This is a genomic window from Pseudonocardia sp. C8, assembly GCF_014267175.1.
GTDB lineage: Bacteria > Actinomycetota > Actinomycetes > Mycobacteriales > Pseudonocardiaceae > Pseudonocardia.
In genome coordinates this window covers 4,563,616-4,590,173 of the sequence record NZ_JACMTR010000002.1, presented here as the reverse complement: position 1 = coordinate 4,590,173, position 26,558 = coordinate 4,563,616, and the positions used below count along the sequence as shown (strand labels likewise).

The following is a 26,558-nucleotide window of genomic DNA, read 5'->3' as shown; positions in this document are numbered from 1 at the left end:
CCCCCGCCCGTCGACCGATGGCCCGCCGCCGCGACCGCATCCGCGCCGCCTTCGAGCACTTCCACGCCGCCGCCGCGGCCGCGCTCGGGGCCGCGGAGGTTCGCCGGGACCGGGCGGCCCGCGCGCACGCGGAGGCGATGGCGGAGCTGTGGCTGCGGGAGACCGGTCACGACGCTGCCCAGCACGACCCCGAGCTGGCCCGGGTGCTGGCGAACCCGCAGCTCGCCGACGTCGTCGCCCGCGTCGCCGAGGACCGCGCGCACGCGTTCGACCGCTGGCAGGGCGACTCGCCGCAGCTGCTGTCGGACATCGTCGCCGGTGCCACCCCCGGAGCCGCCGGTGACGACCCCGCGGAGTGGAAGGCCGTCGCCGGCGAGGCCGAGGCGGTCGGCGAGGTGCCGGAGATGTGGGCGCTGGGGACCGGCTCGGTGGAGGGCGGCGCGCCGTTCCGGGTCGCGGTCCCGCTGCTCGACGGCGCCCACCTGCAGGTCGTGTCCTCGCCGCGGACCCGGGAGCGGGCCGAGGCCATGGTCGAGCAGCTGGTGCTGCGGATGCTGCGCCACTTCCGGCCCGGCGTCGTCGGAGTGCACGTGTGGGACGTCGGCCAGCTCGCCGGCGCGCTGCCCGGGCTCTACCCGCTCACCCGCACCGGCCTGCTCACGGTGCACGACCCGACCCGGCTGGAGGCGCTGCTCGCGCAGCTGGCCGACCGGATCCGCCGGGTCCAGACCCGGGTGCTGGCCGCGGGCAGCACGTCGCTGCGGGAGCTGGCCGAGCAGAGCGGCAAGCGCCCGGAGTCGTGGATGGTCGCGGTGCTGGTCGGCAACGGCCGCGAGCTGCCCGAGGCGGAGCTGCGCCAGCTGCAGCGGGTTGCCCGCGGCGGGATCGCCGCCGGGGTGGTGCTGATGCTGCTGGACGTGCCGGTGGCGCTGCGCCGCCCGGTCGAGTCGGTGACCTTCGGTGACCCGCCCGGCGTCGACCCGGCGGACGAGTCCGCGCCGGTGCCGGCGCACACCTCGTTGACCGGGCCGCACGTGCGCGTCGAACCGGATCCGCCGGTGCCCCAGGACGAGGTCACGACGATCGCCACCGCGATCGCCGCCGCGCACGAGGAGTGGCGCGGCCGGCTCGGCGCGTTCGCCGACTTGCTGCCCGCCGCCGAGGACCGCGGCCGGGAACGCTCGCACCAGGGCCTGGTCACCGAGATCGGGTTCGCCGACGGCATGCCGGCGCAGCTGTGCCTCGACGACCACTCCCCGCACGCGCTGGTCGGCGGGCCGAGCGGGTCGGGCAAGACGAACCTGCTGCTGGCCTGGATCTCCGGGCTCGCCGCCCGCTACGGCCCGGGTGAGGTCGAGCTGTACCTGCTCGACTTCAAGGAGGGCGTCTCGTTCACCCAGTTCGCGCCCCATCCGGACGGGCACCGCCCGGACCGGCTGCCGCAGGCCCGGCTGATCGGGGTGAACGTCAACACCGACCGGGAGTTCGGGCTGGCGCTGCTGCGGCACCTGTCCGACGTGATGCGGTCCCGGGCCGAGGCCGCCCGCCGGTACGGCGCGACCAAGCTCGCCGAGCTGCGCGCGGAGCTGGCCGACCGGGGGATCACCGGCCCGGAGGCGCGGCTGCCGCGGATCGTGGCCGTGATCGACGAGTTCCAGTTCCTGTTCACCGGCCGGGACGCGGTCAGCGCCGAGGCCACCGCACTGCTGGAGGACGTCGCCCGGCGCGGCCGCTCCCAGGGCGTGCACCTGGTGCTGGCCAGCCAGGACATCTCCGGGATCGACGCGCTCTGGGGCCGGTCGGCGATCTTCGAGCAGTTCGTGCTGCGGATCGCGCTGCCGCGGGCCCGGCGGATACTCGCCCAGGACAACGAGGCGGCGCTGGAGCTGCCGCGCTGGCACGCGATCGTCAACCACGACTCCGGTGTGGAGCACGGCAACCAGGTGGTGAAGGTCCCGGAGGCGGGGGCCGCGCTGGTCCGCGACGTGCAGCGCGTCGCGTTCGCGTCCTACCCGGACGAACCCGAGCCGGTGGTGTTCGACGGCGCCCGCGCCCCCGCGCACGACGCGCTCGTGGCCCGGCTCCCGGTCGACGGCGTGCCGCGGGCGCTCGTGGGCCAGTTCGTCGACGTCCACGGCAGTCCCGCCGCGGCCGGGCTGGCCGACGCCCCGGGCCGCAACCTGGGCGTGATCGGGCCGGACGCGCGGGTCGCCGTCCCGCTGCTGTGCTCGGCGGTGGAGTCCTACGTCGACGGCCTGCCCGACGACGGGGCCCGCGTCCTGCTGGCGCCGCTGGCCCCCGACGCCGCCCCGGACGCCGACGAGCTCGCCGGCCGGCTGCGCGGCGAGGTGGAGAAGGTGTTCGCCGACGGGTTCGCCGACCGGGTCCGGGAGCTCGCGGCCACCGTGCGGGACCGGACCGGTGCGGGCGGCACGGCCGGGCACGCGCCGCTGGTGGTCGTCCTGTTCGGGGCCGACGCCGCGGAGCCGATGCTGGACCGCACCGGCACCGAGGACCTGCGCGCGGTGCTCCGGCACGGGCCGGGGGCCGGCGTGCACGTCCTCGGCTGGTGGCAGGCCGCGCAGCGGCTGAAGACCCTGCTCGCCCCGCCGGGCGCCGCGATCGACGACCTCGGGGCGTGGATCGCGACCGGCGTCCAGGGCGCCGACCTGACCCCGCTGCTCGGGGGCCAGCCACTGGACTGGACCCCGGCCCCGGGGCGCGGCCTGTTCCTCGACCGGGCCCGGTACTCCCGGCCGCAGCTGGTGATCCTGACCGACCGGGGTGGTGGCGGATGAGCGCACCGGAGCGGTACCGCGAGGTGGTGGCCCAGCTGGCCGGGGCCGTCGTCGAGCTGCGGGAACGGGACGCCGCGCGGGCCGCCGAGCTCCGCCGGGAGCTGCGCGACACCGAAGGCGAGCTGCGTGCCGCCGCCGACCGGCTCACCCTCGCCCGGGGGATGGCCGAGCTCCGCTGGGAGGCGGCGCTGCAGGTCATGTGGACCGCCGAGGAGCCCGGCAAGCCCCGGCCGCGGCCGGACCACCGTGCCGACCCGGCCCGGCACGCGGATCTCGAGCGGGCGGCCGACGAGGCGCTGGAGGCGCTGCGTGCCGCCGCGGACCGGCGCCTGTTCCGGCGTCGCCGCTGAACGGCGAAACCCCGCCGAGGTGCGCCTCAGCGCTGCGCTGAGGTGCACCTCGACGGGGGAGACGGCCGGTGGCGGCCCGGTGGCGATCAGCCCAGCGGGATGACGCCGAGCGCCACGGCCGTCACGAGCATGACCAGCGAGCACACCGCCGAGCGCCAGATCACCTTCCGGTGGTGGTCGCCCAGGTTGACCTTCGCCAGCGACACGAGCAGCAGCAGCGCCGGTACCAGCGGGCTGGTCATGTGCACCGGCTGCCCGATGATCGACGCCCGCGCCATCTCGACCGGCGTGATGCCGTAGTGGCCGGCCGCCTCGGTGAGGATCGGCAGGATGCCGAAGTAGAACGCGTCGTTGGTGAGGAAGAAGGTCAGCGGCATGCTCAGCACGCCGGTGATCACGGCGAACCAGCTGCCGACCGACGGCGGGACCGCCGCGACGATCCCGTTCGCCATCGCCGTCACCATGCCGGTGCCGCTCAGCACGCCGACCAGCACGGCCGCGGCGAACACCATCGCGACCACGGCGACGATCGACGCCGCGTGCGACGTCACCGCCTTGACCTGGTCCTCGGGCTTCGGGAAGTTCACGACCAGGGCGATCGCCGTGGCGACGACGAAGAGCAGCGACAGCGGCAGCACGTCCATGCCCAGCAGCACCAGCAGCGACGCCGTCAGGGCCAGGTTGAACCAGATCAGCTTCGGCCGCAGGGTGGGCCGGTTCGGGTCGAGCATCCCGGCCACGCCGGCGTCGTCGCCGACCGGTCCGTCGGCGGTGCCACCGGTGCCGCCCGTGCTACCGGTGCCGGACGACGGCCGGTCGGTCCCGCCGCCCCCGCCGACCCCGGCCAGGACGGGCTCGCGGGCCGGGTCCATCTCGTGCGCGACGACCTGCAGCGTCCGGCCGGACGCGACGAGCCGCCGGCGCTCCGAGCGGCCCAGGAACCAGGCCAGCACCAGCACGGTGACCATGCCGAGCACCATGCCCGGGATCATCGGGTTGAACAGCTCCGACGGCGAGACACCGAGGACGGTCGCGGCGCGGACGGTCGGCCCGCCCCACGGCACGATGTTGAGCACGCCGTTGGCCAGGTTCGCGACCACGGTCAGCACGACCGGGCTCATGCCCAGGCGCAGGTAGATCGGGAGCAGCGCGGAGACGGTGATGATGAAGGTGGTCGAGCCGTCGCCGTCGAGCGAGACGACGCCGGCCAGCACGGCGGTGAGCACGACCAGGCGGACCGGGTCGTTCTTCACCGTGCGCAGCACGAACCGGATCAGCGGGTCGAACAACCCGACGTCGATCATCGTGCCGAAGAAGATGATCGCGAAGAACAGCAGGACGGCGGTGGGGGCGAAGTCGGAGATCGCCGACATGATCGAGTCGACGACGCCCTCCTCACCCGGCTCGGCGAGCCCGGTGCCGACGGTGACCAACGCGAACGTCAGAGGGACGAGTACCAGAGCCAGCGTCGGAGCGAGCCGCTTCGACAGGATCAGGTACATGAAGACCGCGATCATCGCGGACCCGAGAACGATGAGCATCGGTGCTCCTCCTCCTGTGGTGACGAGGAGGGACGCTAGGGCCCGTGCCGCCCGGAGCCACGCTTGCGGACACAGCTCACGCAGTGGTCGTTGTGTTCACGCGTTCACTCGTCGTCGGCGTCGTCCCGGGCGAGGAAGCTGGACAGCCGCTCGACGGCCGTCTCGAACTGGGGGTTCAGGTCGACGAAGGCACGCAGCCGGTCGGCGAGCCACTCGACGCTGACCTGCTCGTCACCGCGCCGGTCGACGAGCTCCTCGATGCCGCGGTCGGTGAAGTACACGCACCCAGGTTAGCGGGGCCGGACACGGCGACGGCCGGGCACTCCACGTGCCCGGCCGTCGTGTGACCGCGTCGGTCAGGACGGGGCGAAGGCCTTGTCCAGCAGCTCGGCCTGCTCGACCTCGTGCACCTTCGACGAGCCGGCCGCCGGGGCGGCCATCCGGCGCCGGGACACCCGGGTGAGCTTGCCCTGCAGCTCCGGGAGCTTCTGGGGCAGCTCCAGGCCGTAGAACGGCCACGAGCCCTGGTTGGCCGGCTCCTCCTGGACCCAGCGGACGTCGTCCGCCTGCGGGTAGCGCTCCAGGATCGCGGCGATCTGCTCGGTCGGCATCGGGTAGAGCTGCTCGACCCGGACCAGCGCGGTGTCGTCGACCGACGAGTCACCGTTCTTGCGGCGCTTGTCCCTGGCCGCCGCCAGCTCCCAGTAGATCTTGCCGGAGCAGAACAGGAGCCGCTTGACCGACGAGACCGGGCCGCTCTCCCCGCGGTGCTCCGGGTCGTCGATGACCGGGCGGAACCGGCCCTCGGTGAAGTCGGACAGCTGGCTGACGACCTGCTTGGCCCGCAGCATCCACTTCGGCGTGAACACCACCAGCGGCCGGCGCACCCCGTCGAGGCTGTGCTGGCGCAGCAGGTGGAAGTAGTTCGCCGGCTCGGACGGCAGCGCGACCCGCATCGAGCCCTCCGCGCACAGCTGGAGGAACCGCTCGATGCGGCCCGAGCTGTGGTCGGGGCCCTGCCCCTCGAGGCCGTGCGGCAGCAGCATCACGATGTCGGAGAGCTGCCCCCACTTCGCCTCACCGGACGAGATGAACTCGTCGATGACCGGCTGGGCGCCGTTGACGAAGTCGCCGAACTGGCCCTCCCACATCACCAGGGCCTCGGGGTTGGCGACCGAGTAGCCGTACTCGAAGCCGACCGCCGCGAACTCGGACAGCGCCGAGTCGTAGGGCAGGAACCGGCCCTGCCCCTCGGCCAGGTTGCGCAGCGGGAAGTACTCGGCACCGGTCCGGCGGTCGATCAGCACCGAGTGCCGCTGCACGAACGTGCCGCGCCGCGAGTCCTGCCCGGACAGCCGGACCAGGCGGCCGTCGATGGCCAGCGACCCCATGGCCAGCAGCTCGGCGAAGGCCCAGTCGATGTCGCCGTCGCGGGACATCTTGTAGCGCTTCCGGAGCACCGGTTCGACGCGCTTGTGGACGGAGAAGCCCTCGGGGAGGTTCTCGTGCACGTCACCGATCCGGTGGACGATCTCCAGCGGGATCGAGGTGTCGAGGTCGCTCGGGACCCGCTGCACGTCCTCGATGGACGGCGAGATCACCGGCGGGGTCTTCTCCAGCTCGCGGACCTCGTTGAACACGTGCTCGAGCTGGCTGGAGAAGTCCTTGAGCGCCTGCTCGGCCTCGTCCATCGTGATGTCGCCGCGGCCGATCAGCGACTCGGTGTAGATCTTCCGGACGCTGCGCTTGGCGTCGATGATGTCGTACATCGACGGCTGGGTCATCGACGGGTCGTCGCCCTCGTTGTGGCCCCGGCGCCGATAGCAGATCATGTCGATCACGACGTCGTTGTTCCACCGCTCGCGGTACTCGACCGCCAGCTTCGCGACCCAGACGCAGGCCTCCGGGTCGTCGCCGTTCACGTGGAAGACCGGCGCCCCGATCATCTTCGCGACGTCGGTGCAGTACTGCGAGGAGCGCGAGTGCTCCGGCGCGGTGGTGAACCCGACCTGGTTGTTGACGACGACGTGCACGGTGCCGCCGGTGCGGTACCCGCGCAGCAGCGCCAGGTTCAGCGTCTCGGCGACCACGCCCTGGCCGGCGAACGCGGCGTCGCCGTGCAGCAGGACCGGCAGGACGGTGAACCCGCCGTCGCCCTTGTCGAGGATGTCCTGCTTGGCGCGGACGATGCCCTCGAGCACCGGGTCCACGGCCTCCAGGTGCGACGGGTTCGCGGTCAGCGACACCGTGGTCTCGCCGTCGCCGAACATCCGGAAGTACTTCCCCTCGGCGCCGAGGTGGTACTTCACGTCGCCGGAGCCGTGGGCCTGGCCCGGGTCGAGGTTGCCCTCGAACTCGCGGAAGATCTGGCTGATCGGCTTGCCGACGATGTTGGCCAGCACGTTCAGCCGGCCGCGGTGCGGCATGCCGATGACGACCTCGTCGAGCTCCCGCTCGGCGGCCTTGTCGAGCACGGCGTCCAGCAGCGGGATGACGGTCTCGCCGCCCTCCAGCGAGAACCGCTTCTGCCCGACGTACTTGGTCTGCAGGAACGTCTCGAACGCCTCGGCGGCGTTCAGCCGGGACAGGATGTACTTCTGCTCGCTCTGGTCCGGCTTGACGTGCGGGACCTCGATCCGCTCCTCGAGCCACTTGCGCTGCTCGGGGTCGGCGATGTGCATGTACTCGGTGCCGATGGTCCGGCAGTACGACGCGCGCAGCAGGCCGAGCACGTCGCGGAGCTTCATGTGGCTCTGGCCGCCGAAGCCGCCGACCGCGAAGTCCCGGTCGAGGTCCCACAGGGTCAGCCCGTGCGAGAGGACGTCGAGGTCCGGGTGCCGCCGCTGGCGGTAGTTCAGCGGGTCGGTGTCGGCCATCAGGTGGCCGCGCGTCCGGTAGGACTCGATCAGCTCGAGCACCCGCGCGGTCTTGTCGACCTCGCCCTCGGGGAAGTCCTGGACCCAGCGGATCGGCTCGTAGGGCACCCGCAGCGAGGCGAAGACCTCGTCGTAGAAGCGGTCCTCGCCGAGCAGCAGCTGGTGCACGCGGCGCAGGAAGTCGCCGGACTCGGCGCCCTGGATGATCCGGTGGTCGTAGGTCGAGGTCAGCGTGATGATCTTGCTGACGCCGAGCTCGGCCAGGCGCTCCTCGGAGGCGCCCTGGAACGCGGCCGGGTACTCCATCGCGCCGACGCCGATGATCGCGCCCTGGCCGACGGTCAGCCGGGGCACCGAGTGGTTGGTGCCCAGCGTGCCCGGGTTGGTCAGGCTGATCGTGGTGCCGGAGAAGTCCTCGGCGGTCAGCTTCCCGTCGCGGGCCTTGCGGACCATGCCCTCGTAGGCCGCCCAGAACTGGGCGAACGACATGTGCTCGCAGCCCTTGATCGACACCACGATCAGGGACCGGCTGCCGTCCTTGCCCGGCATGTCCATGGCCAGGCCGAGGTTGACGTGCTCGGGGGCGACGACCGACGGCTTGCCGTCCTCGGTCAGCGCGAAGTGCCGGTTCATGTTCGGGAAGTCGGCCAGCGCCTTGACCAGCGCGTAGCCGATCAGGTGGGTGAACGACAGCTTCCCGCCGCGGGTCCGCTTCAGGTGGTTGTTGATGACGATGCGGTTGTCGGCCAGCAGCTTGGCCGGGACCGCACGGACGCTGGTCGCCGTCGGCAGCTCGAGCGACGCGGTCATGTTCTTGGCGATGGCGTTCGCGGCACCCCGCAGCGGGATGGTGGTCGCTCCACCCCCGTCCTGCGCCGGCTTGGCGGCCTTCGAACCGCTGCCCGCGGCGGGCTTCACCGTGGGCCGGGACAGCGGGCCCGGGAACGCCTCGTCGACGGGCGGCGGCTCCGCCTTCGGCGTCACCGGCGGCGGGACGTCCCGCGTCGAGCCGGACGACCGGCCGGTCTCGGTGGACCCGGAGCGGACCGCCTTCTGGGTGGGGGCCGACGCGGTGTCGGCGTCCTCGTCGTCCTCGGTGGCGGAGCCGCGGGTGACCCGCCCCGAGCTCGCCGCGGGTGCGGCCCCGTTGCCGGAGGTGTCGGACTCGGCGGTGTCGACCTCGGTCGCGCCCTGCTCACCACCCTTGCCGCCGTAGTCCGCGAAGAACTCGTGCCAGGCCGGGTCCACGGCCGACGGGTCCTCCTGGAAGCGCTGGTACATCTCCTCGACGAGCCACTCGTTGGGACCGAAGCCGCTCGCCTGTGGGGAGGTACTGCTCGATGACACTCTGCGTCAACCGCCTTGTTAGCTGCTCGAATTTGTCGCGACCGGCTACCAGGTTAGTCCCCTGTGCGCGAGCAGTGGCAGTGTGCCGGGTCCCACTTCGTGATCGTTTCGTGACCGTCCGTCGCGGACGGCGACGCGACACGATTCAGAAGCCGGGCGGCGAGCCGAGCACGTCGACCACGGACGTCTGGACGGCCGTCTCCGCGATGACCGTCCCCACCGGGGGGCCGACGCGGGCCGGGCGGCGGATCGTGTCGCGCTCACCGGCGTACTGGCCGTCGACCGGGGAGATCAGCAGCTCGCTGCGGACCGGGCCGTCGTCGTGCACGAGCGTCGGGTGCAGCTCCCCGTCGAGGTTCTCGGTCTCGCCGAGCTCGACCGCGGGCAGGCTGCGCAGCGCGGTGTAGATCACGGCCCGCAGCTCGGCGGGGACCCGGCAGGTGCGGAGCGCGTCGACCGCGCTCTGGAACGGGCCGGTGTAGCCCCGGCCGGGCGGGCTCTCGTCGATCAGCCGCCGGAGCAGCGCGTCCGGGTCCCGGGGCAGCGCGGCCAGGAACGGCTCGGTCGGGTTCGACCACGAGCCGGGCCGGGCGGTGGGCCGGCGCCCGTGCAGCTCGGCGTAGAAGTCACCGTGCGGGGCCCGGAACCGGCCGGTCGGCCACTGGTCGGCGAGCTGGAAGCCCTCCTCGACGGCCCGGGGCCCGTCCCCGCAGAGCCAGTGCAGCCGGCCGGTCAGCTCGCGGTCGAGCAGCCAGTCCTCGCTGAGGTCGACCGGGGTCCACTGCTGCAGCAGGTGCTCGGAGTAGTGGGCGCAGAACTCGTCACCGGCGAACCAGGTGCCCATCCACCAGGCGTGGGTGGCCGCGTGCCGGTACTGCCCCGGGGAGATCGGCTCGTCGGAGGTCCGGATGGCCAGCTCCAGCAAGTCGTGCTCCTCCTCGTCGTGCCCGGGCCGTGCGGGCCCCGGACGCCGTGACCGTCGACGACGTCACACATTCTGTACACGCCGGATACGAGCCGTGACGCGACCCCCCGCTACTGGGCCGAACGGACGAGTGATCGACGGCGTCCGGGCGCCGTCAGGAGATCCAGCTCTTGAGCTTCTCGAACTGGGTGTTCACGTCCGAGGTCATCGGGTTCACGTGCAGGTGGGTGACCCCGGCCTCGCGCAGGGCCGCGATCCGCTCCCGCACGTGGCCCTCGGGCCCGATCAGCGTGACCCGGTCGATGAAGTCGTCCGGGAGGGCGGCCATCGCCTCCTCCTTCTTCCCGTCCAGGTAGAGGTCCTGGACGGTCCGGGCGGCGTCGGCGTAGCCCTGCCGGGCGAACACCGTGTTGTAGAAGTTCTTCCCGCGCGCCCCCATCCCTCCGATGTAGAGCGCGTACAGACCGCGGGCCGCCTGGCGGGCCGGCTCGAAGTACTCCTCCTCGAGAGCGCAGATCCCGCCGCCGGTGATCTGCAGCGGGCCGAGCTCGGGATCGCGCTCGGCGAACCCGGCCTCCAGCGACGGCCCGAACACCTCCTTGATCTTCTCCGGCAGCACGACGTGCGGGAGCCAGCCGTGGGCCAGCTCCGCGGTCATCTGCAGGTTCTTCTCGCCGAGCGCGGCCACCCAGATCGGGATGTCGGCGCGCAGCGGGTGGTTGATGATCTTCAGGGGCTTGCCGAGGCCGGTGCCGCCGGGCAGCGGGATCGGGTAGAGGCCGTCGTTGGTCAGCTTCTCCTCGCGCCGCCACACCTTCCGGCAGATCTGGATGATCTCCCGCGTGCGGCCGATCGGCTTGTCGTAGGGCACGCCGTGGAAACCCTCGATGACCTGCGGGCCGGACGCGCCGAGGCCCAGGTTGAACCGGCCGCCGGACAGCGCGTCCAGGCCGGCCGCCGTCATCGCGGTGAGGGTGGGGGTGCGGGAGTAGATCGGCAGGATCGCCGAGCCGATCTCGACCCGCTCGGTGCGGGCCGCGAGGTACCCGAGCAAGGAGACGGCGTCGAAGCTGTACGCCTCGGCAGCCCAGACGACGTCCAGACCGGCCCGTTCCATGTCGGTGACCGCGTCCGCGTTACGGATCGGGTCGTCGCCGTAGGGGAGAACAGTGGAGAGCTTCACTCTGAAGTTCAGTAGTCGTAAGTTACTGTCGGGTCAAGACTCTGCGGCGCAGAACCCGAAACGGGATAGGGGGGTTAGCGCCACTGCCCGCCCGGCCCGCCCGCCGGTCTCATGGAGACATGACGCTCGAGGCCGCACCTCCCCGTTCCGCTCCCACGAAGCGAACGCCGGCACCGGTCACCGACGGGCAGCGCCCGCCCGGTGCGATGTTCCTGGTGGGGGTGTTCGTCCTGCTCCCCACCCTGGCGCTGGCCGCCGCCGTCCCGTTCGCGTGGGGCTGGGGGCTCGGCTGGGTCGACGTCGCGCTCTTCGCGCTCTTCTACGTGGTCAGCGGCCTGGGTGTCACGGTCGGCTTCCACCGGTACTTCACCCACGGCTCGTTCAAGGCGAAGCGCCCGCTGCGGATCGGCCTCGCGATCGCCGGAAGCATCGCGCTGCAGGGCGGCGTCCTCGACTGGGTCGGTGACCACCGCCGCCACCACGCGTTCTCCGACAAGGAGGGCGACCCGCACTCGCCGTGGCTCTACGGCACCGGCCCGAAGGCCCTGGTCAAGGGCTTCTGGCACTCGCACATGGGCTGGCTGTTCGAGCGTGACCTGACCAACATGCAGCGGTTCGCGCCCGACCTGGTCGCCGACAAGGACATGGATCGGCTGCAGAAGGCGTTCCCGCTGATCGTCGTCGGCAGCCTGCTCGGCCCGGCCCTGATCGGCGGCCTGGTCACGATGTCCTGGTGGGGCGCGTTCACCGCGTTCTTCTGGGCCGGCCTGGTCCGCGTCGCCGTGCTGCACCACGTCACCTGGTCGATCAACTCGATCTGCCACATCTGGGGCGAGCGCCCCTTCGCCTCGCGGGACAAGTCCGCGAACGTGTGGTGGCTGGCCGTCCTGTCCTTCGGCGAGTCGTGGCACAACCTGCACCACGCCGACCCGACCTGCGCCCGGCACGGCGTGAAGAAGGGTCAGGTCGACATCTCGGCCGTCGTCATCCGCGGCTTCGAGAAGCTCGGCTGGGCGACCAACGTCCGCTGGCCCACCACCCGCCGGCTGGAGAAGCTGGCGGCCCGGAAGCAGGCTGCCGCCGCCTGACGTCCCGCGTCATCCGACGAGGCCCCGCACCGCCGGTGCGGGGCCTCGTCGCGTTCGTGCCGGCGCAGCAGGGGGAACGTGATCTGCGGCGCACGGTGTCGCCCTGCTCGCGCCGGATCCGTGCTGATCGACATCGAGCGAGTTGTCGATCAGCGCGTTCCGGTCCCGGGACGGGCGGATGCGTGCGGGTCGGGTGGAGGCTGCCGGTGAGATGCACGGTGTCGCCCTCGACGGGGCGGAAGTGTGCTGATCGACGGTGATCGCGTGGTCGATCAGCGCATTGGTGTCCTTGCCGGGACGGATTCGTGTTGATCGACCGGCGGCACACCGTTGAGGGCCGTTCCTGTCCTGGATCGGTGCGAGAGTTCCCTCATGACGACGTACGTGCTGGTCCCGGGGTTCTGGTTGGGTGCATGGGCGTGGGACGCGGTCGCGGCCGACCTGCGGTCCCGCGGGCACGAGGTGGTGCCGGTCGAGCTCGGGCACGCGCCCGGCGACACCGCCGAGTCCCACGTGGACGACGTGCTCGCCGCGCTCGCCCCGCTCGGCGGGCCGGCGGTCCTGGTCGGGCACAGCGGTGGTGGCCCGGTCTGCGCGGCCGCCGCCGAGCGGGCCCGGGAGCGGGTCGCGCACCTGGTGTTCGTCGACACCGGAGTGCTGCCCGACGGCGTACCGCAGATCGAGTTCACCGCGCCCGACGAGCAGGAGCGCACCCGCGCCGCGATCGCCGCGCACGGATCCGGCCTGCCGATGCCCACGCGCGACGAGTTCGCCGCGCTCGGCACGAGCACCGACGGCATCCCGGACGCCCTGTTCGACGAGGTCCGCGCCCGGTCGCTGGTCGAGCCGGCCGGGGCGGTGCTGTCCGGTGTCCGTCGCGGGGCGCCCGACCCGACGTTGCCGAAGACCGTCGTGGCCTGCAGCTTCACCGCGGACCAGGTGCGCCCGCTGATCGACGGGGGCGTCCCCGGCTTCGCGGAGATGGGCGGCCCGGAGTGGTCGTTCGCGGAGCTTCCGACCGGGCACTGGCCGATGTTCTCCGAGCCGGAGCGGCTGGCCGCGGTGCTGGACGGGGTGCACCCCGCCTGACTGCCGGTCGCGCCACCGGGTCGCCGGGCACGGTCGTGGGTGGGTGCGACCGTGCAGACGGTCAGGATGTCGCGCGCCGCAGCACGGGACCGCATCCCGGCGCGCCTCGCCGACGCGGGGACGCCGTCACCAGATCGTCGTGACCGCTCCGAACGCGGTGACCGCCTCGTCGGCGGTCACCAGCGGGTACGACCGTGCGATGCACTGCGCGACGATCATCCGGTCGAACGGGTCACGATGTGTCCAGGTCAGCGACCCGGCGGTCAGCGCGTCCGACGACGTGATCGGGAGCTCGCCCGCGCCCAGCAGCTCCAGGTGCGCGAGATAGCCGTGGACGACGGCCTCGGCGCCGGCGAGCTTCCCGAGACGGACCTTGGTCGCGATCTCCCACGCGCTGGCGGCCGACACCGCGAGGTCCGTGCGCGGGTCCCGTATCCGTTCCAGTGTGCGCTCCGGGATCCGCGTGGGATCGAGCAGCGTCCACAGCAACGCGTGGGTGTCCAGGACGAGCATCATTCCCAGCGCGCCAGCTCGTCCTCGGAGAGCGGCTCGAAGAACGAGTCGGGGACGCTGCCTGCGACGAACCCGACCCGGCGAGGCGCGGGTGCGTCGATCGGGACCAGCCGGGCGACCGGCCGACCGTCCCGGGCGATCACGACGTCCTCTCCACGCTCCACGGCAGCCAGCAGCTGGGAGAGCCGCGTCTTGGCGTCCTGGACGTTCACCTGCATGGACACCCCATCAAGCTAACCTGGCCAGACCACCTTGGCCAGCCCGCCGAGCTGCGGTCGATACGGGTGAGCCCCGCAGCGGACCGGCCGCTGCGGGGCTCACCCGGGTGTCAGGCGATGATCAGGCCACGTCGTAGCGGTCGGCCATCATGACCTTGTCCCACGCGGCGACGAAGTCGCGCACGAACTTCTCGCCGGCGTCGGCGCTGGCGTAGACCTCGGCCACGGCACGCAGCTCGGAGTTGGAGCCGAACACCAGGTCGGCCCGGGTGCCGGTCCACTTCTTCTCCCCGGTGGCGTCGAACGCCTCGAAGGCGTTCTCGTCACCGGCGACCGACTTCCACTCGATGTCCATCGAGAGGAGGTTGGTGAAGAAGTCGTTGCTCAGGGTGCCCGGCCGCTCGGTGAGCACACCGGCGGTGGAGCCCTTGGTATTGGCGCCCAGCACCCGCAGACCACCGACGAGCACGGTCATCTCCGGGGCCGACAGACCGAGCAGGTTCGCCCGGTCCACGAGCTGGTACTCGGCGGGCAGGCGGTGGCCCTTCCCGTGGTAGTTCCGGAACCCGTCGCTGGACGGCTCCAGGTAGGAGAACGACTCGACGTCGGTCTTCTCCTGGGTGGCGTCGGTGCGGCCCGGGACGAACGGCACCGTGACGTCGTACCCCGCGTCCTTCGCGGCCTTCTCGACACCGGCAGCACCGGCGAGCACGACCAGGTCGGCGAAGCTGATCTTCTTGCCGCCGCCGAGCGAGCCGTTGATCTCGGCCTGGAGCGACTCCAGCTTCGAGATCACGGTGTTCAGGCGGTCCGGGTCGTTGACCTCCCAGCTGCGCTGCGGCTCCAGCCGGATGCGGCCGCCGTTGGCGCCGCCGCGCTTGTCGCTGGACCGGAACGACGAGGCCGCGGCCCACGCCGTCGCCACCAGCTCGGAGGTCGTCAGGCCGGACTCGAGCACCTTCGCCTTGATCGCGGCGACGTCGTCGTCCGAGACGAGCTCGTGGTCCACGGCCGGGACCGGGTCCTGCCACAGGAGCTCCTCCTGCGGGACCCACGGGCCGAGGTACCGCTCGCGCGGACCCATGTCGCGGTGGGTCAGCTTGTACCAGGCGCGCCGGTAGGTGTCCTCGAACTCGCTCGGGTTGTCCAGCCAGCGGCGGGTGATCTCGCCGTAGATCGGGTCGACCCGCAGCGCGACGTCGGTGACCAGCATCCGCGGCTTGCGGTTCGGGTAACCGGGCTCCGGGTCCGGGATGATCTCCGGGGCGTCCTTGGCGACGAACTGCTTGGCGCCGGCCGGCGACTCCTCGAGCTCCCACTCGTAGCCGTAGAGGTGCTTGAGGTAGTCGTGGCTCCACCGGTTCGGGGTGCGGCTCCAGATCACCTCGAGGCCGGAGGTGATGGCGTCCCGGCCCTTGCCGGTGCCGAAGTTCTGCTTCCAGCCCAGGCCCTGCTCGGTGATGTCGGCGGCCTCGGGCTCCGGCCCGACGTTGCCGTTCTCGTCCGGGTTCGCGGCACCGTGGGTCTTGCCGAGGGTGTGCCCGCCGACGATCAGCGCGGCGGTCTCCTCGTCGTTCATCGCCATCCGGCCGAAGGTCTCGCGGATGTCGCGGGCCGCGGCGATCGGGTCACCGCTGGCGTCCGGGCCCTCCGGGTTGACGTAGATCAGACCCATGTGGGAGGCGCCGAGCGGGGCCTCCAGCTCACGGCTGTTGATGTCGGTGTTGCCGTTGTAGCGCGCCTCGTTGCCGAGCCAGGTCGTCTCGGCGCCCCAGTAGACGTCCTCGTCCGGCTCCCAGACGTCGGCACGGCCGCCGGCGAAGCCGAACATCGGGAAGCCCGAGATCTCGTGGGCCCGGTTGCCCGCGAAGATCATCAGGTCGGCCCAGGAGATCTTGCGGCCCCACTTCTGCTTGACCGGCCACAGCAGGCGGCGGGCCTTGTCCAGGTTGCCGTTGTCCGGCCAGCTGTTCAGCGGGGCGAACCGCTGCATGCCGGCGCCCGCGCCGCCGCGGCCGTCGAAGGTGCGGTAGGTGCCGGCCGAGTGCCAGGCCATCCGGATGAAGAACCCGGCGTAGCTGCCGTGGTCGGCCGGCCACCAGTCCTGCGAGGTGGTGATGACCGCGTCGACGTCGCGGGCGAGCTCGTCGAGGTCGACGGTCGCGAACTCCTTCGCGTAGTCGAAGTCCGGGTCCATCGGGTCCGACGCGGGCGCGTGCTTGCGCAGGATCTTCAGGTTGAGCTGGTTCGGCCACCAGCCCGAGTTGGCGTTGCCGCCCTCGGTCGGGTGGCGGAGGGCGCCGTGGGCGACCGGGCAGCCGCCGCTCGCCTCGTCGTTCAGTTCGCTCTCGACGGTCACGTGGTCGTCAGACACGGGAATTCCTTCCAGGGTCAGTGGTGGTGGAGCAGGCGGGGCACCGTCCCCAGTAGACGACCTCGGCCTCGTCGATCACGAAGCCGCTGTCGTCGGAAGCGGTGAGGCAGGGCGCGGCGCCGACGGCGCAGTCCACGTCGGCGATGGCCCCGCAGGACCGGCAGACGACGTGGTGGTGGTTGTCGCCGACCCGCGCCTCGTACCGCGCCACGGATCCCGTCGGCTGGATGCGTCGCACGAGACCGGCGTGGGTGAGCGCCCGCAGGACGTCGTAGACGGCCTGGTGGGACACCTCACCGAGGTCCGCCCGCACCGCACGGATGATCGAGTCCGTGTCCGCGTGCGGATGGTCGTGGACGGCGTGCAGCACGGCCAGGCGAGGACGCGTCACGCGCAGCGCGGCTCCGCGCAACCTGTCCTCGTAGTCCGAAGCGATCGACACGGCGGTGAGCCTGCCGGTGTTTCTGGAATGAGTCAAGTCTTGTGGTGTCTCGTCTTCAGACGGTCCGCCGTTCGTGTCCGGCCCAGTACGGCGCCCGCAGATCCTTCTTGAGGACCTTGCCGGTCGGGTTGCGGGGCAGTTCGTCGAGCACGTCCACCGACTTCGGGCACTTGAACGACGCCAGGTGTTCGCGGGCGTGGGCGAGGAGCGCCTCGGGATCGACCGTCGTGCCCTCCGCGGCGACCACGCACGCCTTCGGGACCTCGCCCCACCGCTCGTCCGGCACGCCGATGACGGCCACGTCCCCCACCGACGGGTGCTCGGCCAGCACGCGCTCGATCTCGGCCGGGTACACGTTCTCCCCACCGGAGACGATCATGTCCTTGATGCGGTCGGTGACGTAGAGGTAGCCGTCGGCGTCCATGTGCCCGCCGTCGCCGGAGAGCAGCCAGCCGTCGGCGGTGATCGTCGCCGCGGTCGCCTCCGGCTTCTGCCAGTACCCGCTCATCAGCTGGTCGGTCCGCACCCAGATCTCGCCGGGCTCGTCGGTCCCGAGCCGTTCCCCGGTGGCGGGGTCGCGGATCTCGATCTCGACGCCGGTGATCGGCGTCCCGGCCGAGATCAGCCGGTGCTCGACGGCCGGGTCCGCGTGGTCCTCCGGGCCGAGCGAGCTGACGACACCGCACGCCTCGGTCATGCCGTAGACCTGGTGCAGCCGCGGGCCGAACAGGTCCAGCGACGCCCGCAGCACCGGCAGCGGCATCGGCGAGGCGCCGTAGGAGATCGCCCGCAACGACGAGTAGTCGCGCTCCTTCGCGCCGGGGACCCGCACCATGGCGGCCATCAGCGCCGGCACCCAGAACGTGTGGGTGATGCCCTCGGCGGCGACCATGTCCAGCAGCGCCTCGGGGTCCGGCATGCGGGCCAGCACGATCCGCGCGCCGGTGGTCAGCGCGACGAACGCGTAGCTGGTCCCGCCGACGTGGAACAGCGGCATCGCCACCTGCACGACGTCGGCCGGGCCCAGCTCGAAGTCCGCCGCGACGTGCGCCGCGTGCGCCAGCATCGCGCCGTGGGTGAGCATCGCGCCCTTCGGGAACCCGGTGGTCCCGGACGTGTAGAGCTGGACGAAACAGTCACCCGGCGCGGCGTCGTAGGGGTTCGCGTCCGGCTCGTGCGCGGCGAGGAACGCCTCGTACTCGTCGGCCTCCCCGCCGACGGGCAGGATCCGGCGCACGGTCGACAGCTTGTCCCGCAGCTGCTCGGCCGCCCCGGCGAACTCCGGCCCGACCAGCAGCAGCCGTGCCTGCGCGTCGTCGATCACGTAGAGGATCTCCGGCGGCGCGAGCCGGAAGTTCACCACCGTGTTCGCCGCGCCGATCCACGCGCAGGCCAGCGACAGCTCCAGGCAGGACGGGTGGTTGAGGTCCAGCACGGCGATCCGGTCACCCGGGCCGATGCCCTCGGCACGCAGCGCGGCGGCCAGCCTGCGCACCCGCTCGTCCAGCTCGGACCAGGTCCGGCGGACGTCCCCGAAGCGCAGCGCCTCCTCGTCGGGGCGTGTGCGGGCGTGCTGGCGCAGCAGCGACGAGACGGTGCTGTCCGGTTCGATCACAAGGCCCTCCTCCGGGCTCGGCGCCGGGTGTGTGACGCGGGTCATCCTGTCTGCCGTGCGGCGCCCGCGCCAGGGCGGTGTGCGGGCCTGTGGACAACCCGGGCCAACCTCGCACTTCGCCGGCTCGTCGGCCCCCGGCTGTCTCCCGAGCTCGTCGATTCGCTCGAGGGCATCGGCCGGGAGGGGGACCTGGACGAGATGCGCGGGGCCGGGCGCGGCGCGTGGAGCTGATCGACACCTCGGCATCATGGAGCTGCTGGCGGGAGCGCCCCCGGGGCGGGCGTTCGAGCAACTGGACCTCCTGACCAGCGGCCTGCGCCTGGTCACGGTGGAGGCCGCGCTCGACTACCGCTCCGCCGCGCTGGCGTACCGCGCCGTCCGTGCCCGCGGACACCGTGCGGAAGCCGGGGGACTGCCTGATCGCCGCGGTGGCGATGCGGACCGGCGCCGTGCTCGTGCATCGCGACCGCGACTTCGACCGGATCGCCGACACCTTCCCGACCTGCGGGTGCGCGCCGTGTACTGAGCGCGGAGCGTGCGGAGCGCGCATCAGTACTGAGCGCGGAGCGCGCATCAGTACCGAGCGCGGAGCGTGCGGAGCGCGCATCAGTACCGAGCGCGGAGCGCGCATCAACACCGAGCGGGGTCCCCCTGGCGTGGGGCGATCGGGCCTCGGTCAGGATGGCCGGGCACGCGGATCCGGGTGTGGGCACCCGGACCGAGGCAGAGCGGACGCGCTCCGCGGGGTCCGCTCGGACGAACGGAGACCTGGAGTGCAGGAGACGGCACCACCCGGGCCCGGGCGGATCACCGTCGAGGGCCTGGGCAAGAGGTTCGGGCCGGTCGAGGCGGTGCGGGACCTGTCCTTCACCGTCGAGCCGGGGTCGGTGACCGGCTTCCTCGGGCCGAACGGGTCGGGCAAGACGACGACGCTGCGGATGATCCTCGGCCTGGTCGTCCCGACGACCGGGCGGGCGTTGATCGACGGGGTCCCGTTCGCGGAGCTGGAGTCGCCGGGGAAGGTCGTCGGCGCCGTCCTCGAGGTGCAGGGCGTGCACCCGAAGCGCACCGCCCGGGCGCACCTGCGGGCGGCCGCCGCGGCGATCGGCGTCCCGGACTCGCGGGTCGACGAGGTGCTCGAGCTGGTCGGCCTGACCGCGGCCGCCGACCGCGCGGCCGGCGGGTTCTCGCTCGGGATGAACCAGCGGCTCGCGCTGGCCGCCGCGTTGCTGGGCGACCCGCGGATCCTGGTCCTCGACGAGCCCGGCAACGGGCTCGACCCGGACGGCATCGCCTGGCTGCGGTCGTTCGTCAACGCGTTCGCCGCGTCCGGGCGCAGCGTGCTGGTGTCGTCGCACCAGCTCGCGGAGATGGAGCTGACCGCGCAGCGGCTCGTCGTGATCGACCGGGGCCGCTGCCGGTTCGACGGCGCGGTGTCCGAGCTGCGCGCCGGGCACGGCGCCCGGGTGCTGGTCCGGTCCGCGGACCCGGCGGCGCTGGCCGAGGTACTGGCCGGTGCCGGGATCACCGAGGTCGACAAGGTCGACGACGGCTGGCTGGCCGTCGCCGGGACCGACGCCGTCCGGGTGGGCGACCTGGCGCTGGCCGCGGGCGTCGCCGTGTACGGGATGACCGAGGAACGGGTCGGCCTGGAGCAGATGTTCCTCCGGCTCCTGTCCGGGGAGGAGGCGGCATGAAGCTCGGTGCGGCGCACCGCTGGAGCGCGGTGCTGACCGGGGAGGTCCGGCGGACGCTGTCGACGAGGACGTGGTGGCTGCTGCTGATCCCGGTGGTGCTGCTGGCGCTGGCGACGAGCCTGTTCGGCAGCCTGGTCACCCTGCTGGTCCCGACCGCCACCGAGACGTCGCCGATCCTCATGCTCACCGGGCTCGCGTCGGCGCTGGGCATGACCGCCATCCTCGGGGCCGCACACGGTGCGCTGCTCGCCGCCGGGGAGTACCGCCACCGCACCATCACCCTCGCGTTCCTGACCGGGACCCGGGTCCAGGTGCTCGGGGCCAAGGTGGCGGTCGCCGTCGTCGTCGCCGGGCTGTACGGCCTGGTGGTCGCGGTGCTGGGCCCCCTGCTGGGCGGCGCGGTGCTCGGTGGCCAGCAGCTACCGGGCTGGGGCGAGCTGGCCGGGATCGGCGCCATCGGGGTCCTGGTGTGCGCGCTGTGGGGTGCGCTGGGTGTCGCCGTGGGCACGCTCGTGCCCAACCAGGCGGGCGCGGTCGCGCTGACCGTGGGCTACCTGCTGATCGGGGAGAACCTGGTCGCCGGGGTACTGCGGGCGGGCGACTCGTCGTTCGGGGAACCGTCGGTGTTCGCCCGGCTCACCCCGTTCCTGCCCGGCAACGCGGGTGACCTCGCCCTCTACGAGGCCCCGGTCCGCGCGGCCGGTGCCGGTGCCGACGCCCGCATGGTCCTGGAGTTCCTCGCCGGGGTGAGCGCGCCGCCGCCGGGCTGGGTGGCGCTGCTGGTGCTGGCCGCGTGGGCGGCGGCCGCGGTCGCGCTCGCCGTGGTCGTCGGCGGGCGGCGGGACATCACCTGAGACCTCACCGGAGCGGCACCGCGCCCGGATCTGTCGGGGGCCCGGCCTAGCCTGATCGTGTGCTCCGCTCCCGAACCGCCCGCCCGGCCCGACCCGGGTGGATCAGCCGCCTCGCCAGGGCCTGCCTCGTGCACCGCCGGGTCACCCTCGGTGCGCTCGGGGCGTCGATGGCCGGGGTGGGGCTGGAGGCGGTCGGCCCGCTGCTGATCCGGTCCGGGGTGAACGGCGTGGTCGGCGGCGACGCGGGCGTGCTGGCCCCGGTCGTGCTCGGGCTGCTGGTGCTCGGCGCCGCCAAGTTCGCGGGCGCGTTCGTCCGCCGCTACCTGGGCGGCACGATGGCCCTGAACGTGCAGCACGACCTGAGGCGGGCGGTGTTCGCCGCGGTCCAGCGGATGGACGGCGTGCGCCAGGACCGGTTGCGTACCGGGCAGGTCGCCTCGCGGTCCATCTCGGACTTGCAGCTGGTGCAGGGGTTCCTGTCGATGGTGCCGCTGTCCGCGGGGACGGTCGTGCTCGTGGTGGTGGCGGTGGCGGCGATGCTGTGGCTCTCGCCGCTGCTCACCGTGGTCGCGCTGGTGATGCTGCCGGTCGCGTTCCTGGCGACCAACGGGATCCGGCGCGCGCTGTTCCCGGCGACCTGGTCGGCCCAGCAGCGTGCGGCCGAGATCGCCCAGCAGGTCGAGGAGACCGTGACCGGCGTCCGGGTCGTCAAGGGCTTCGGGCAGGAGGGCCGCGAGATCGCGGCGCTGGAGCGCCGGGCGCACCGGCTCTACGGCGAGCGGCTGCGGGCGGCCGGCCTGACCGCCCGGCTGAACCCGGCCCTGCTCGCGCTGCCCGGCCTGGGGCAGGTCGCGGTGATCGGGGTCGGCGGGTACCTGGCCACGCAGGGCACGATCGACCTCGGCACCTTCCTGGCGTTCACGGCTTACGTCGGCATGCTGGTCGGGCCGGCCCGGCTGATCGGGGCGCTGGTCGTCACCGGCCAGCTCACCCGGGCCGCGGCGGAGCGGGTCTTCGAGATCATCGACGCCGAGCCGGAGATCGTGGACCCGGAGCGGCCACGCACCCTGCCCGAGGGGCCGCTGGCCGTGGAGCTCGACGACGTCCGGTTCGGCTACGAGCCGGCCGGCTCCGGCCCTGATGGCGATGCCGCGCCCGATCCGGTGCTGGACGGGCTGTCGCTGCGGGTCGAGCCGGGCGAGACGCTCGCCCTGGTCGGCCCGCCCGGGTCCGGCAAGTCGACGGTGGCGTTGCTGCTGCCGCGCTTCTACGACCCGCAGGCCGGCAGCCTGCGGATCGGCGGGATCGACCTGCGCGAGCTTCGGCTGCGTGACCTGCGGGCCGAGCTGGGGGTGGTGTTCGAGGAGGCGTTCCTGTTCTCCGACACCATCCGGAACAACATCGCCTACGGCCGGCCGGACGCGACCGACGCGGAGATCCGGGCCGCCGCGGAGGCCGCGCAGGTCGCCGGGTTCGTCGAGGACCTCCCCGACGGCTACGACACCGAGGTCGGCGAGCGCGGCCTGACCCTGTCGGGCGGGCAGCGGCAGCGGATCGCGCTGGCCCGGTCGGTCCTCACCCGGCCCCGGGTGCTGGTGCTCGACGACGCGACGTCGGCGGTCGACACCGCCACCGAGGCGGCGATCCACGGGACGCTGCGGGACCTGACCGCCGAGCGGACGACGCTGCTGGTCGCGCACCGCCGGTCGACGCTGGCGCTGGCCGACCGGATCGCCGTGCTGGACCGCGGCCGGGTGGTCGACATCGGCACCGAGGACGAGCTGCGGGGCCGGTGCCCGCTGTTCCGGGAGCTGCTGGCGACCGGTCCGGCGGACGAGCTGGGTGGCGCGGACCCGGCCGCGCCGGATCGTCCGGCGCCGGACGATCTCGCGCCGGGCCACGCCGGGCGGGTCGACGGCAGCCGCGGCGACCGCAGCCGGGCCGACGGCAGCCGGAGCGCCCCCGTGCCGGTCGATGCCGTGCCGGCGACCGTCGGAGCCGGAGGGACCGCGCCCGCGGGGATCGGCGGCATCACGCCCGAGCTGTGGCCGGACGTCGAGCGCACCGATGATCCGGACCGGGCGCTCGGCCGGGAGGCCGGCGGCCCCGCGGGCTGGGCCGGCACGGTCAGCGCCACCCCCGAGCTGCTGGAGAAGGTCGCACGGCTGCCCCCGGCCACCGAGTCGCCACGGCTGCGCGGCCAGGGCGACCCCACCGCGCCCGACCCGCACTTCCGCCTGTCGTCGCTGCTGCGCCCGGTCCGGCTGCTGCTGGTGCTGGGTGTGGTCCTGATGGCCGCGGACGCGCTCGCCACGCTGGCCCTGCCGAGCATCGCCCGGGTCGCGGTCGACTCCGGCATCGCTCACGGGTCGACCCGGGTGCTGCTGGTCGCGGCACTGGCCGGGCTCCTGATCGTCGTGGCCGACGCGGTCGTGGTCGGGTTCCAGACGCTCGTCACGGCCCGCGCCGGGGAGAGCCTGCTGTACCTGCTGCGGCTGCGCAGCTACGCCCACCTGCAACGGCTCGGGCTCGACTACTACGAGCGCGAGCTCGCGGGCCGGATCATGACCCGGATGACGACCGACGTGGACGCGCTGTCCACGTTCCTGCAGACCGGCCTGGCACAGGCGCTGGTCAGCGTCCTCACCATCGGTGGTGTCGCCGTGGCACTGGTCGCGACCGACGCCGAGCTCGCCCTGTACGCGCTGGGCTGGCTGCTGCCGCTGCTGGCGGTCGTGACCGTGGTGTTCCGCCGGTTCTCCTCGCGGGCCTACGCGGAGGCGCGCGAGCGGGTCAGCGTGGTCAACGCCGACCTGCAGGAGAACGTGACCGGGGTCCGGATCGCGCAGGCCCACGTCCGGGAGGAGCTCAGCTACGACCGCTTCGGCGAACGCTCGGACGCCTACCGCCGCTCCCGGCTGCGGGCGCAGCGCTACATCGCACTCTACTTCCCGTTCGTGGCGTTCCTGTCCGACATCGCGTCGGCGGTGGTGCTCGGCGCCGGCGGAGCCATGATCCTCTCCGGGGAGATCACCGCCGGGGTGCTGACCGCGTTCCTGCTGTACCTGACCCTGTTCTTCGGCCCGGTCCAGCAGCTGTCCCAGGTCTTCGACGGTTACCAGCAGGCCCGCGTCGGCCTGAACCGCATCGCCGAGCTGCTGCGGACGCCCACGTCGGTGCCCGACGTGCCGCAGCACCCGGTCCCGGTGCCGGAGCGGATCCGCGGGGCGGTGGAGCTGGACCACGTGACGTTCTCCTACGACGGCGCCGGGACCCCGGCGCTGGACGACGTCTCGCTGCGGGTGTCGCCCGGGGAGACCGTGGCACTGGTCGGTGCGACCGGGGCCGGCAAGTCCACGCTGATCAAGCTGCTGGCCCGGTTCTACGACGCCGGCGAGGGGCAGGTCCGAGTGGACGGCGTCGACGTGCGCCGGTACCCGCTCGCCGGGTACCGGTCCCGGCTCGGCGTCGTGCCGCAGGAGGCGCACCTGTTCACCGGGGACGTGGCGTCCAACATCGCCTACGGCCGCCCGGACGCGTCACCGGAACGGATCGAGGCGGCCGCCCGGGCGGTCGGGGCCCACGACCTGGTGCGGTCGCTGCCGGCCGGGTTCCGGACCCCCGTCGGGGAGCGCGGCCAGGGCCTCTCGGCGGGCCAGCGGCAGCTGGTCGCGCTCGCCCGCGCCGAGCTCGTCGACCCCGACCTGCTGATCTTCGACGAGGCGACGGCGGCGCTCGACCCGGCCACCGAGGCCACCGTGCTGGCCGCGGGGGAGCGGGTGGCGGCGCGGCGGACCGCGTTCGTCGTCGCGCACCGGTTGCAGACGGCCCGCCGGTCGGACCGCATCGTCGTGCTGGCCGGGGGCCGGATCGTCGAACAGGGCCCGCACGACGAGCTGGTCCGCGCCGGCGGCCCGTACGCGGCCCTGTGGCGCGCCGGGGAGCTGGAGCCCGAGCCGGACAGCCCGCTGGCGGCACGGACCTGACCGCGCCGGGCAGGTCCCGGACGGTCCGGAGCCACGCGGCACGGCTCGGCCGGGCCGCGGTCGCACCCGGCGGGAATCAGTCGAGCAGGCGCTCGGCCCGGGCCGCGACGGCGGCCCGCCGCGGGTCGTCGTGCCCGAGCAGCTCGAGCAGCCGTTCGTGCGCCTCCAGGTCGTCCTCGCCGAGGGGGTGCCCGGTGAAGCGGTGCAGCAGCTCGGCGTCGTCGGCGTCGAGCACGGCGTGCCGCAGGCCGGCGGTGAGCTCGTCGCGGAGCTCCCGGACGGCCGGGGCGTCCGAGCGGGGCAGCAGCGCACCCGCGCAGGCGTCGAGCGCCTCGGCGGCCCGGCCCTCCCGCAGCGCGACCCGCACCCGGAGGAAGTCGGCGTCCGGTGCGGTCGCGAGCCGGTACGGGCGGGTCAGCAGCAGGTCGGTGCCGAGCGACGAGCGCAACCGGTGGATCTCGCCGCGGACGGTGGTCGGGTTGCCGTCGTCCCCGTAGAGCATCAGCGTGAGCTGATCGCCGGAGAGCCCGTCCGGGTGCAGCGCCAGCATGGTGAGGACCTCGGCCGGCCGGAGCGTCGCGGCGGTCTCGGTCCCGTTCAGGGTGATCCGCGGGCCGGCACCACCGGTGAAGCGCAACGCGAGCTCCGGCGCACCGGTGACGACCCGTCCCCGGCGGCGCGACGGCGGCACCAGCAGGTACCCCTCGGCCAGCGGCTCGACGGCCATCTCCCGCCCGTCCCCGAGTTGCACCCGGTCGGCGCCCTCCTCCAGCCGGACGCGTTCCGGGAACCGGCCGTAGGGCTCGCTCGCGATGACCCGGCCGGTCGCGGACAGCAGCGCGCCCTCGGCGCCGCGCAGCGCGGCCAGGTGCGGCATGTTCTTCACCCGCAGCCGCTCGTCGGCGATCGCCAGGCGGACCCGCAGCTGGTTCTCGGCGAGCTGCGCGGTCGCGGTCACCAGCTGGACCAGCGCCGGGTGCACGGTGTGCAGGGGACCGGAGATGTCGATGGCGCCGATCGTGTCGCCGGTGTCCGGGTCGTGCACGGGTGCGGCCACGCACGTCCAGTCGTGGTAGGTGCGGACCAGGTGCTCGGCCGAGTGGATGCGGACCGGCTCGTCGAGCGCGAGCGCGGTGCCCATCGCGTTGGTGCCGATCGCGTCCTCGGTCCAGCGGGTGCCCTCGCAGAGCCCGACGTCGTCGGCGGAGTGCAGCAGCCCGTGCGCACCGTCCCGCCAGAGCACGTGGCCGTCGGCGTCGGTCACGAGCATCACGTGCATCGCCTCATCGGCGATGCTGACCAGCGTGCTCCGCAGCAGCGGCATGACCGAGTGCAGCGGATGGTGCTCCCGCACCTCACGCAGCTCGTCCGCCTGGTAGACGAGCGGGGGGAGCCGGCTCTCCGGATCGACGTGCGCGGCAAGGCTGCGCTGCCACGAGTCCGAGACCACCGGGCGGGGCGCGCCGGCGGAGCCGCTGCCGAGGCCGTCCTCGTAGATCCGGCGCAGCCGGACCGCATCCTCGACGAGCTCGTCGGCCGACGACGTGCCGTCCGCACCGAGCATGTCGCCTCCGTCCCGCCGGTGGACACCCTTGTCGTTCCGTCGCCGGAGCACCACACCGCCCGGCCAGGAGTCCGGCAGCGGGGAGCATACCTGCTGAT

The 26,558-nt window shown here is 73.1% G+C and carries 18 protein-coding genes and 1 pseudogene; 8 read left to right on the top strand and 11 right to left on the bottom strand.

Going from position 1 to position 26,558, the window contains the following annotated elements; genetic code table 11:
- Window positions 1–17 precede the first annotated feature (17 nt).
- Both H7X46_RS21770 and H7X46_RS21765 read left to right on the top strand, forming a co-directional pair.
- Window positions 18–2,798, top strand: coding sequence for an FtsK/SpoIIIE domain-containing protein (locus H7X46_RS21770; RefSeq protein WP_186361164.1), 2,781 nt, complete (start codon window positions 18–20; stop codon window positions 2,796–2,798).
- Window positions 2,795–3,148, top strand: coding sequence for a hypothetical protein (locus H7X46_RS21765; RefSeq protein ID WP_186361163.1), 354 nt, complete (start codon window positions 2,795–2,797; stop codon window positions 3,146–3,148). Before H7X46_RS21770 ends, H7X46_RS21765 begins: the two co-directional genes overlap by 4 nt.
- A gap of 86 nt (window positions 3,149–3,234) precedes the next feature.
- Here H7X46_RS21765 and H7X46_RS21760 read toward each other — a convergent pair whose 3' ends face one another.
- From H7X46_RS21760 to H7X46_RS21740, 5 genes are all read right to left on the bottom strand, one after another.
- Window positions 3,235–4,689 carry a CitMHS family transporter gene (locus H7X46_RS21760; protein ID WP_186361162.1) on the bottom strand — a complete coding sequence of 485 codons (1,455 nt, stop codon included), beginning with the start codon at window positions 4,687–4,689 and terminating at the stop codon, window positions 3,235–3,237.
- A 104-nt stretch (window positions 4,690–4,793) separates the two neighbouring features.
- Entirely contained in the window at window positions 4,794–4,970 is a 177-nt protein-coding gene (locus H7X46_RS21755; protein ID WP_093340837.1) for a DUF6104 family protein, read from the bottom strand.
- 75 nt (window positions 4,971–5,045) lie between these two features.
- On the bottom strand, window positions 5,046–8,912 hold the full coding sequence (locus tag H7X46_RS21750) for a multifunctional oxoglutarate decarboxylase/oxoglutarate dehydrogenase thiamine pyrophosphate-binding subunit/dihydrolipoyllysine-residue succinyltransferase subunit (RefSeq protein WP_186361161.1): 3,867 nt from the start codon (window positions 8,910–8,912) through the stop codon (window positions 5,046–5,048).
- A gap of 145 nt (window positions 8,913–9,057) precedes the next feature.
- Window positions 9,058–9,837, bottom strand: coding sequence for a hypothetical protein (locus tag H7X46_RS21745; protein ID WP_186361160.1), 780 nt, complete (start codon window positions 9,835–9,837; stop codon window positions 9,058–9,060).
- A 154-nt stretch (window positions 9,838–9,991) separates the two neighbouring features.
- A complete protein-coding gene (locus H7X46_RS21740; protein ID WP_186361159.1) occupies window positions 9,992–11,020 on the bottom strand; it encodes an LLM class F420-dependent oxidoreductase in 1,029 nt (342 codons plus the stop codon).
- Window positions 11,021–11,139: 119 nt separating this feature from the next.
- Here H7X46_RS21740 and H7X46_RS21735 point away from each other — a divergent pair, with 119 nt between their 5' ends.
- A complete protein-coding gene (locus tag H7X46_RS21735) occupies window positions 11,140–12,108 on the top strand; it encodes an acyl-CoA desaturase (protein ID WP_186361158.1) in 969 nt (322 codons plus the stop codon).
- Window positions 12,109–12,480: 372 nt separating this feature from the next.
- Window positions 12,481–13,197, top strand: a complete 717-nt coding sequence (locus H7X46_RS21730; protein ID WP_186361157.1) for an alpha/beta fold hydrolase — start codon at window positions 12,481–12,483, stop codon at window positions 13,195–13,197.
- A gap of 126 nt (window positions 13,198–13,323) precedes the next feature.
- On the opposite strand, the gene H7X46_RS21725 is transcribed toward H7X46_RS21730, so the two are convergent.
- From H7X46_RS21725 to H7X46_RS21705, 5 genes are all read right to left on the bottom strand, one after another.
- Window positions 13,324–13,713 carry a type II toxin-antitoxin system VapC family toxin gene (locus H7X46_RS21725; protein WP_255426191.1) on the bottom strand — a complete coding sequence of 130 codons (390 nt, stop codon included), beginning with the start codon at window positions 13,711–13,713 and terminating at the stop codon, window positions 13,324–13,326.
- On the bottom strand, window positions 13,710–13,928 hold the full coding sequence (locus H7X46_RS21720) for a type II toxin-antitoxin system Phd/YefM family antitoxin (RefSeq protein WP_222132274.1): 219 nt from the start codon (window positions 13,926–13,928) through the stop codon (window positions 13,710–13,712). Before H7X46_RS21720 ends, H7X46_RS21725 begins: the two co-directional genes overlap by 4 nt.
- A 121-nt stretch (window positions 13,929–14,049) precedes the next feature.
- Window positions 14,050–16,302: a catalase/peroxidase HPI gene (gene katG / locus H7X46_RS21715; RefSeq protein WP_186361155.1), complete on the bottom strand. Its 2,253-nt coding sequence runs from the start codon at window positions 16,300–16,302 to the stop codon at window positions 14,050–14,052.
- Window positions 16,295–16,744 (bottom strand): Fur family transcriptional regulator, encoded by a 450-nt coding sequence (locus tag H7X46_RS21710; RefSeq protein WP_186361154.1) that lies wholly within the window; start codon window positions 16,742–16,744, stop codon window positions 16,295–16,297. The genes katG and H7X46_RS21710 overlap by 8 nt, the downstream gene beginning before the upstream one ends.
- A gap of 55 nt (window positions 16,745–16,799) precedes the next feature.
- Entirely contained in the window at window positions 16,800–18,359 is a 1,560-nt protein-coding gene (locus H7X46_RS21705) for a long-chain-fatty-acid--CoA ligase (protein WP_370588897.1), read from the bottom strand.
- Between the two features lie 380 nt (window positions 18,360–18,739).
- Between H7X46_RS21705 and H7X46_RS30880 the strand changes: the two are divergent.
- The 4 genes and pseudogenes from H7X46_RS30880 to H7X46_RS21690 all read left to right on the top strand — a co-directional run.
- Window positions 18,740–18,787 (top strand): annotated as a pseudogene (locus H7X46_RS30880) (hypothetical protein); the annotation flags it as partial.
- A gap of 345 nt (window positions 18,788–19,132) precedes the next feature.
- Window positions 19,133–20,056 (top strand): ATP-binding cassette domain-containing protein, encoded by a 924-nt coding sequence (locus tag H7X46_RS21700; protein ID WP_370589080.1) that lies wholly within the window; start codon window positions 19,133–19,135, stop codon window positions 20,054–20,056.
- Window positions 20,053–20,910, top strand: a complete 858-nt coding sequence (locus H7X46_RS21695; RefSeq protein WP_186361151.1) for a hypothetical protein — start codon at window positions 20,053–20,055, stop codon at window positions 20,908–20,910. Before H7X46_RS21700 ends, H7X46_RS21695 begins: the two co-directional genes overlap by 4 nt.
- A gap of 59 nt (window positions 20,911–20,969) precedes the next feature.
- Window positions 20,970–24,896 (top strand): ABC transporter ATP-binding protein, encoded by a 3,927-nt coding sequence (locus tag H7X46_RS21690; protein ID WP_186361150.1) that lies wholly within the window; start codon window positions 20,970–20,972, stop codon window positions 24,894–24,896.
- 76 nt (window positions 24,897–24,972) lie between these two features.
- Here H7X46_RS21690 and H7X46_RS21685 read toward each other — a convergent pair whose 3' ends face one another.
- Window positions 24,973–26,460, bottom strand: coding sequence for a helix-turn-helix domain-containing protein (locus tag H7X46_RS21685; RefSeq protein ID WP_186361149.1), 1,488 nt, complete (start codon window positions 26,458–26,460; stop codon window positions 24,973–24,975).
- Between the last annotated feature and the right edge of the window lie 98 nt (window positions 26,461–26,558).

Coding starts and splice junctions, on each gene's coding strand:
- H7X46_RS21770 (WP_186361164.1), top strand. CDS start 18: ATGGCCCGCCGCCGCGACCGCATCCGCGCCGCCTTCGAGCACTTCCAC.
- H7X46_RS21765 (WP_186361163.1), top strand. CDS start 2,795: ATGAGCGCACCGGAGCGGTACCGCGAGGTGGTGGCCCAGCTGGCCGGG.
- H7X46_RS21760 (WP_186361162.1), bottom strand. CDS start 4,689: ATGCTCATCGTTCTCGGGTCCGCGATGATCGCGGTCTTCATGTACCTG.
- H7X46_RS21735 (WP_186361158.1), top strand. CDS start 11,140: ATGACGCTCGAGGCCGCACCTCCCCGTTCCGCTCCCACGAAGCGAACG.
- H7X46_RS21730 (WP_186361157.1), top strand. CDS start 12,481: ATGACGACGTACGTGCTGGTCCCGGGGTTCTGGTTGGGTGCATGGGCG.
- H7X46_RS21725 (WP_255426191.1), bottom strand. CDS start 13,713: ATGATGCTCGTCCTGGACACCCACGCGTTGCTGTGGACGCTGCTCGAT.
- H7X46_RS21720 (WP_222132274.1), bottom strand. CDS start 13,928: ATGCAGGTGAACGTCCAGGACGCCAAGACGCGGCTCTCCCAGCTGCTG.
- H7X46_RS21695 (WP_186361151.1), top strand. CDS start 20,053: ATGAAGCTCGGTGCGGCGCACCGCTGGAGCGCGGTGCTGACCGGGGAG.
- H7X46_RS21685 (WP_186361149.1), bottom strand. CDS start 26,460: ATGCTCGGTGCGGACGGCACGTCGTCGGCCGACGAGCTCGTCGAGGAT.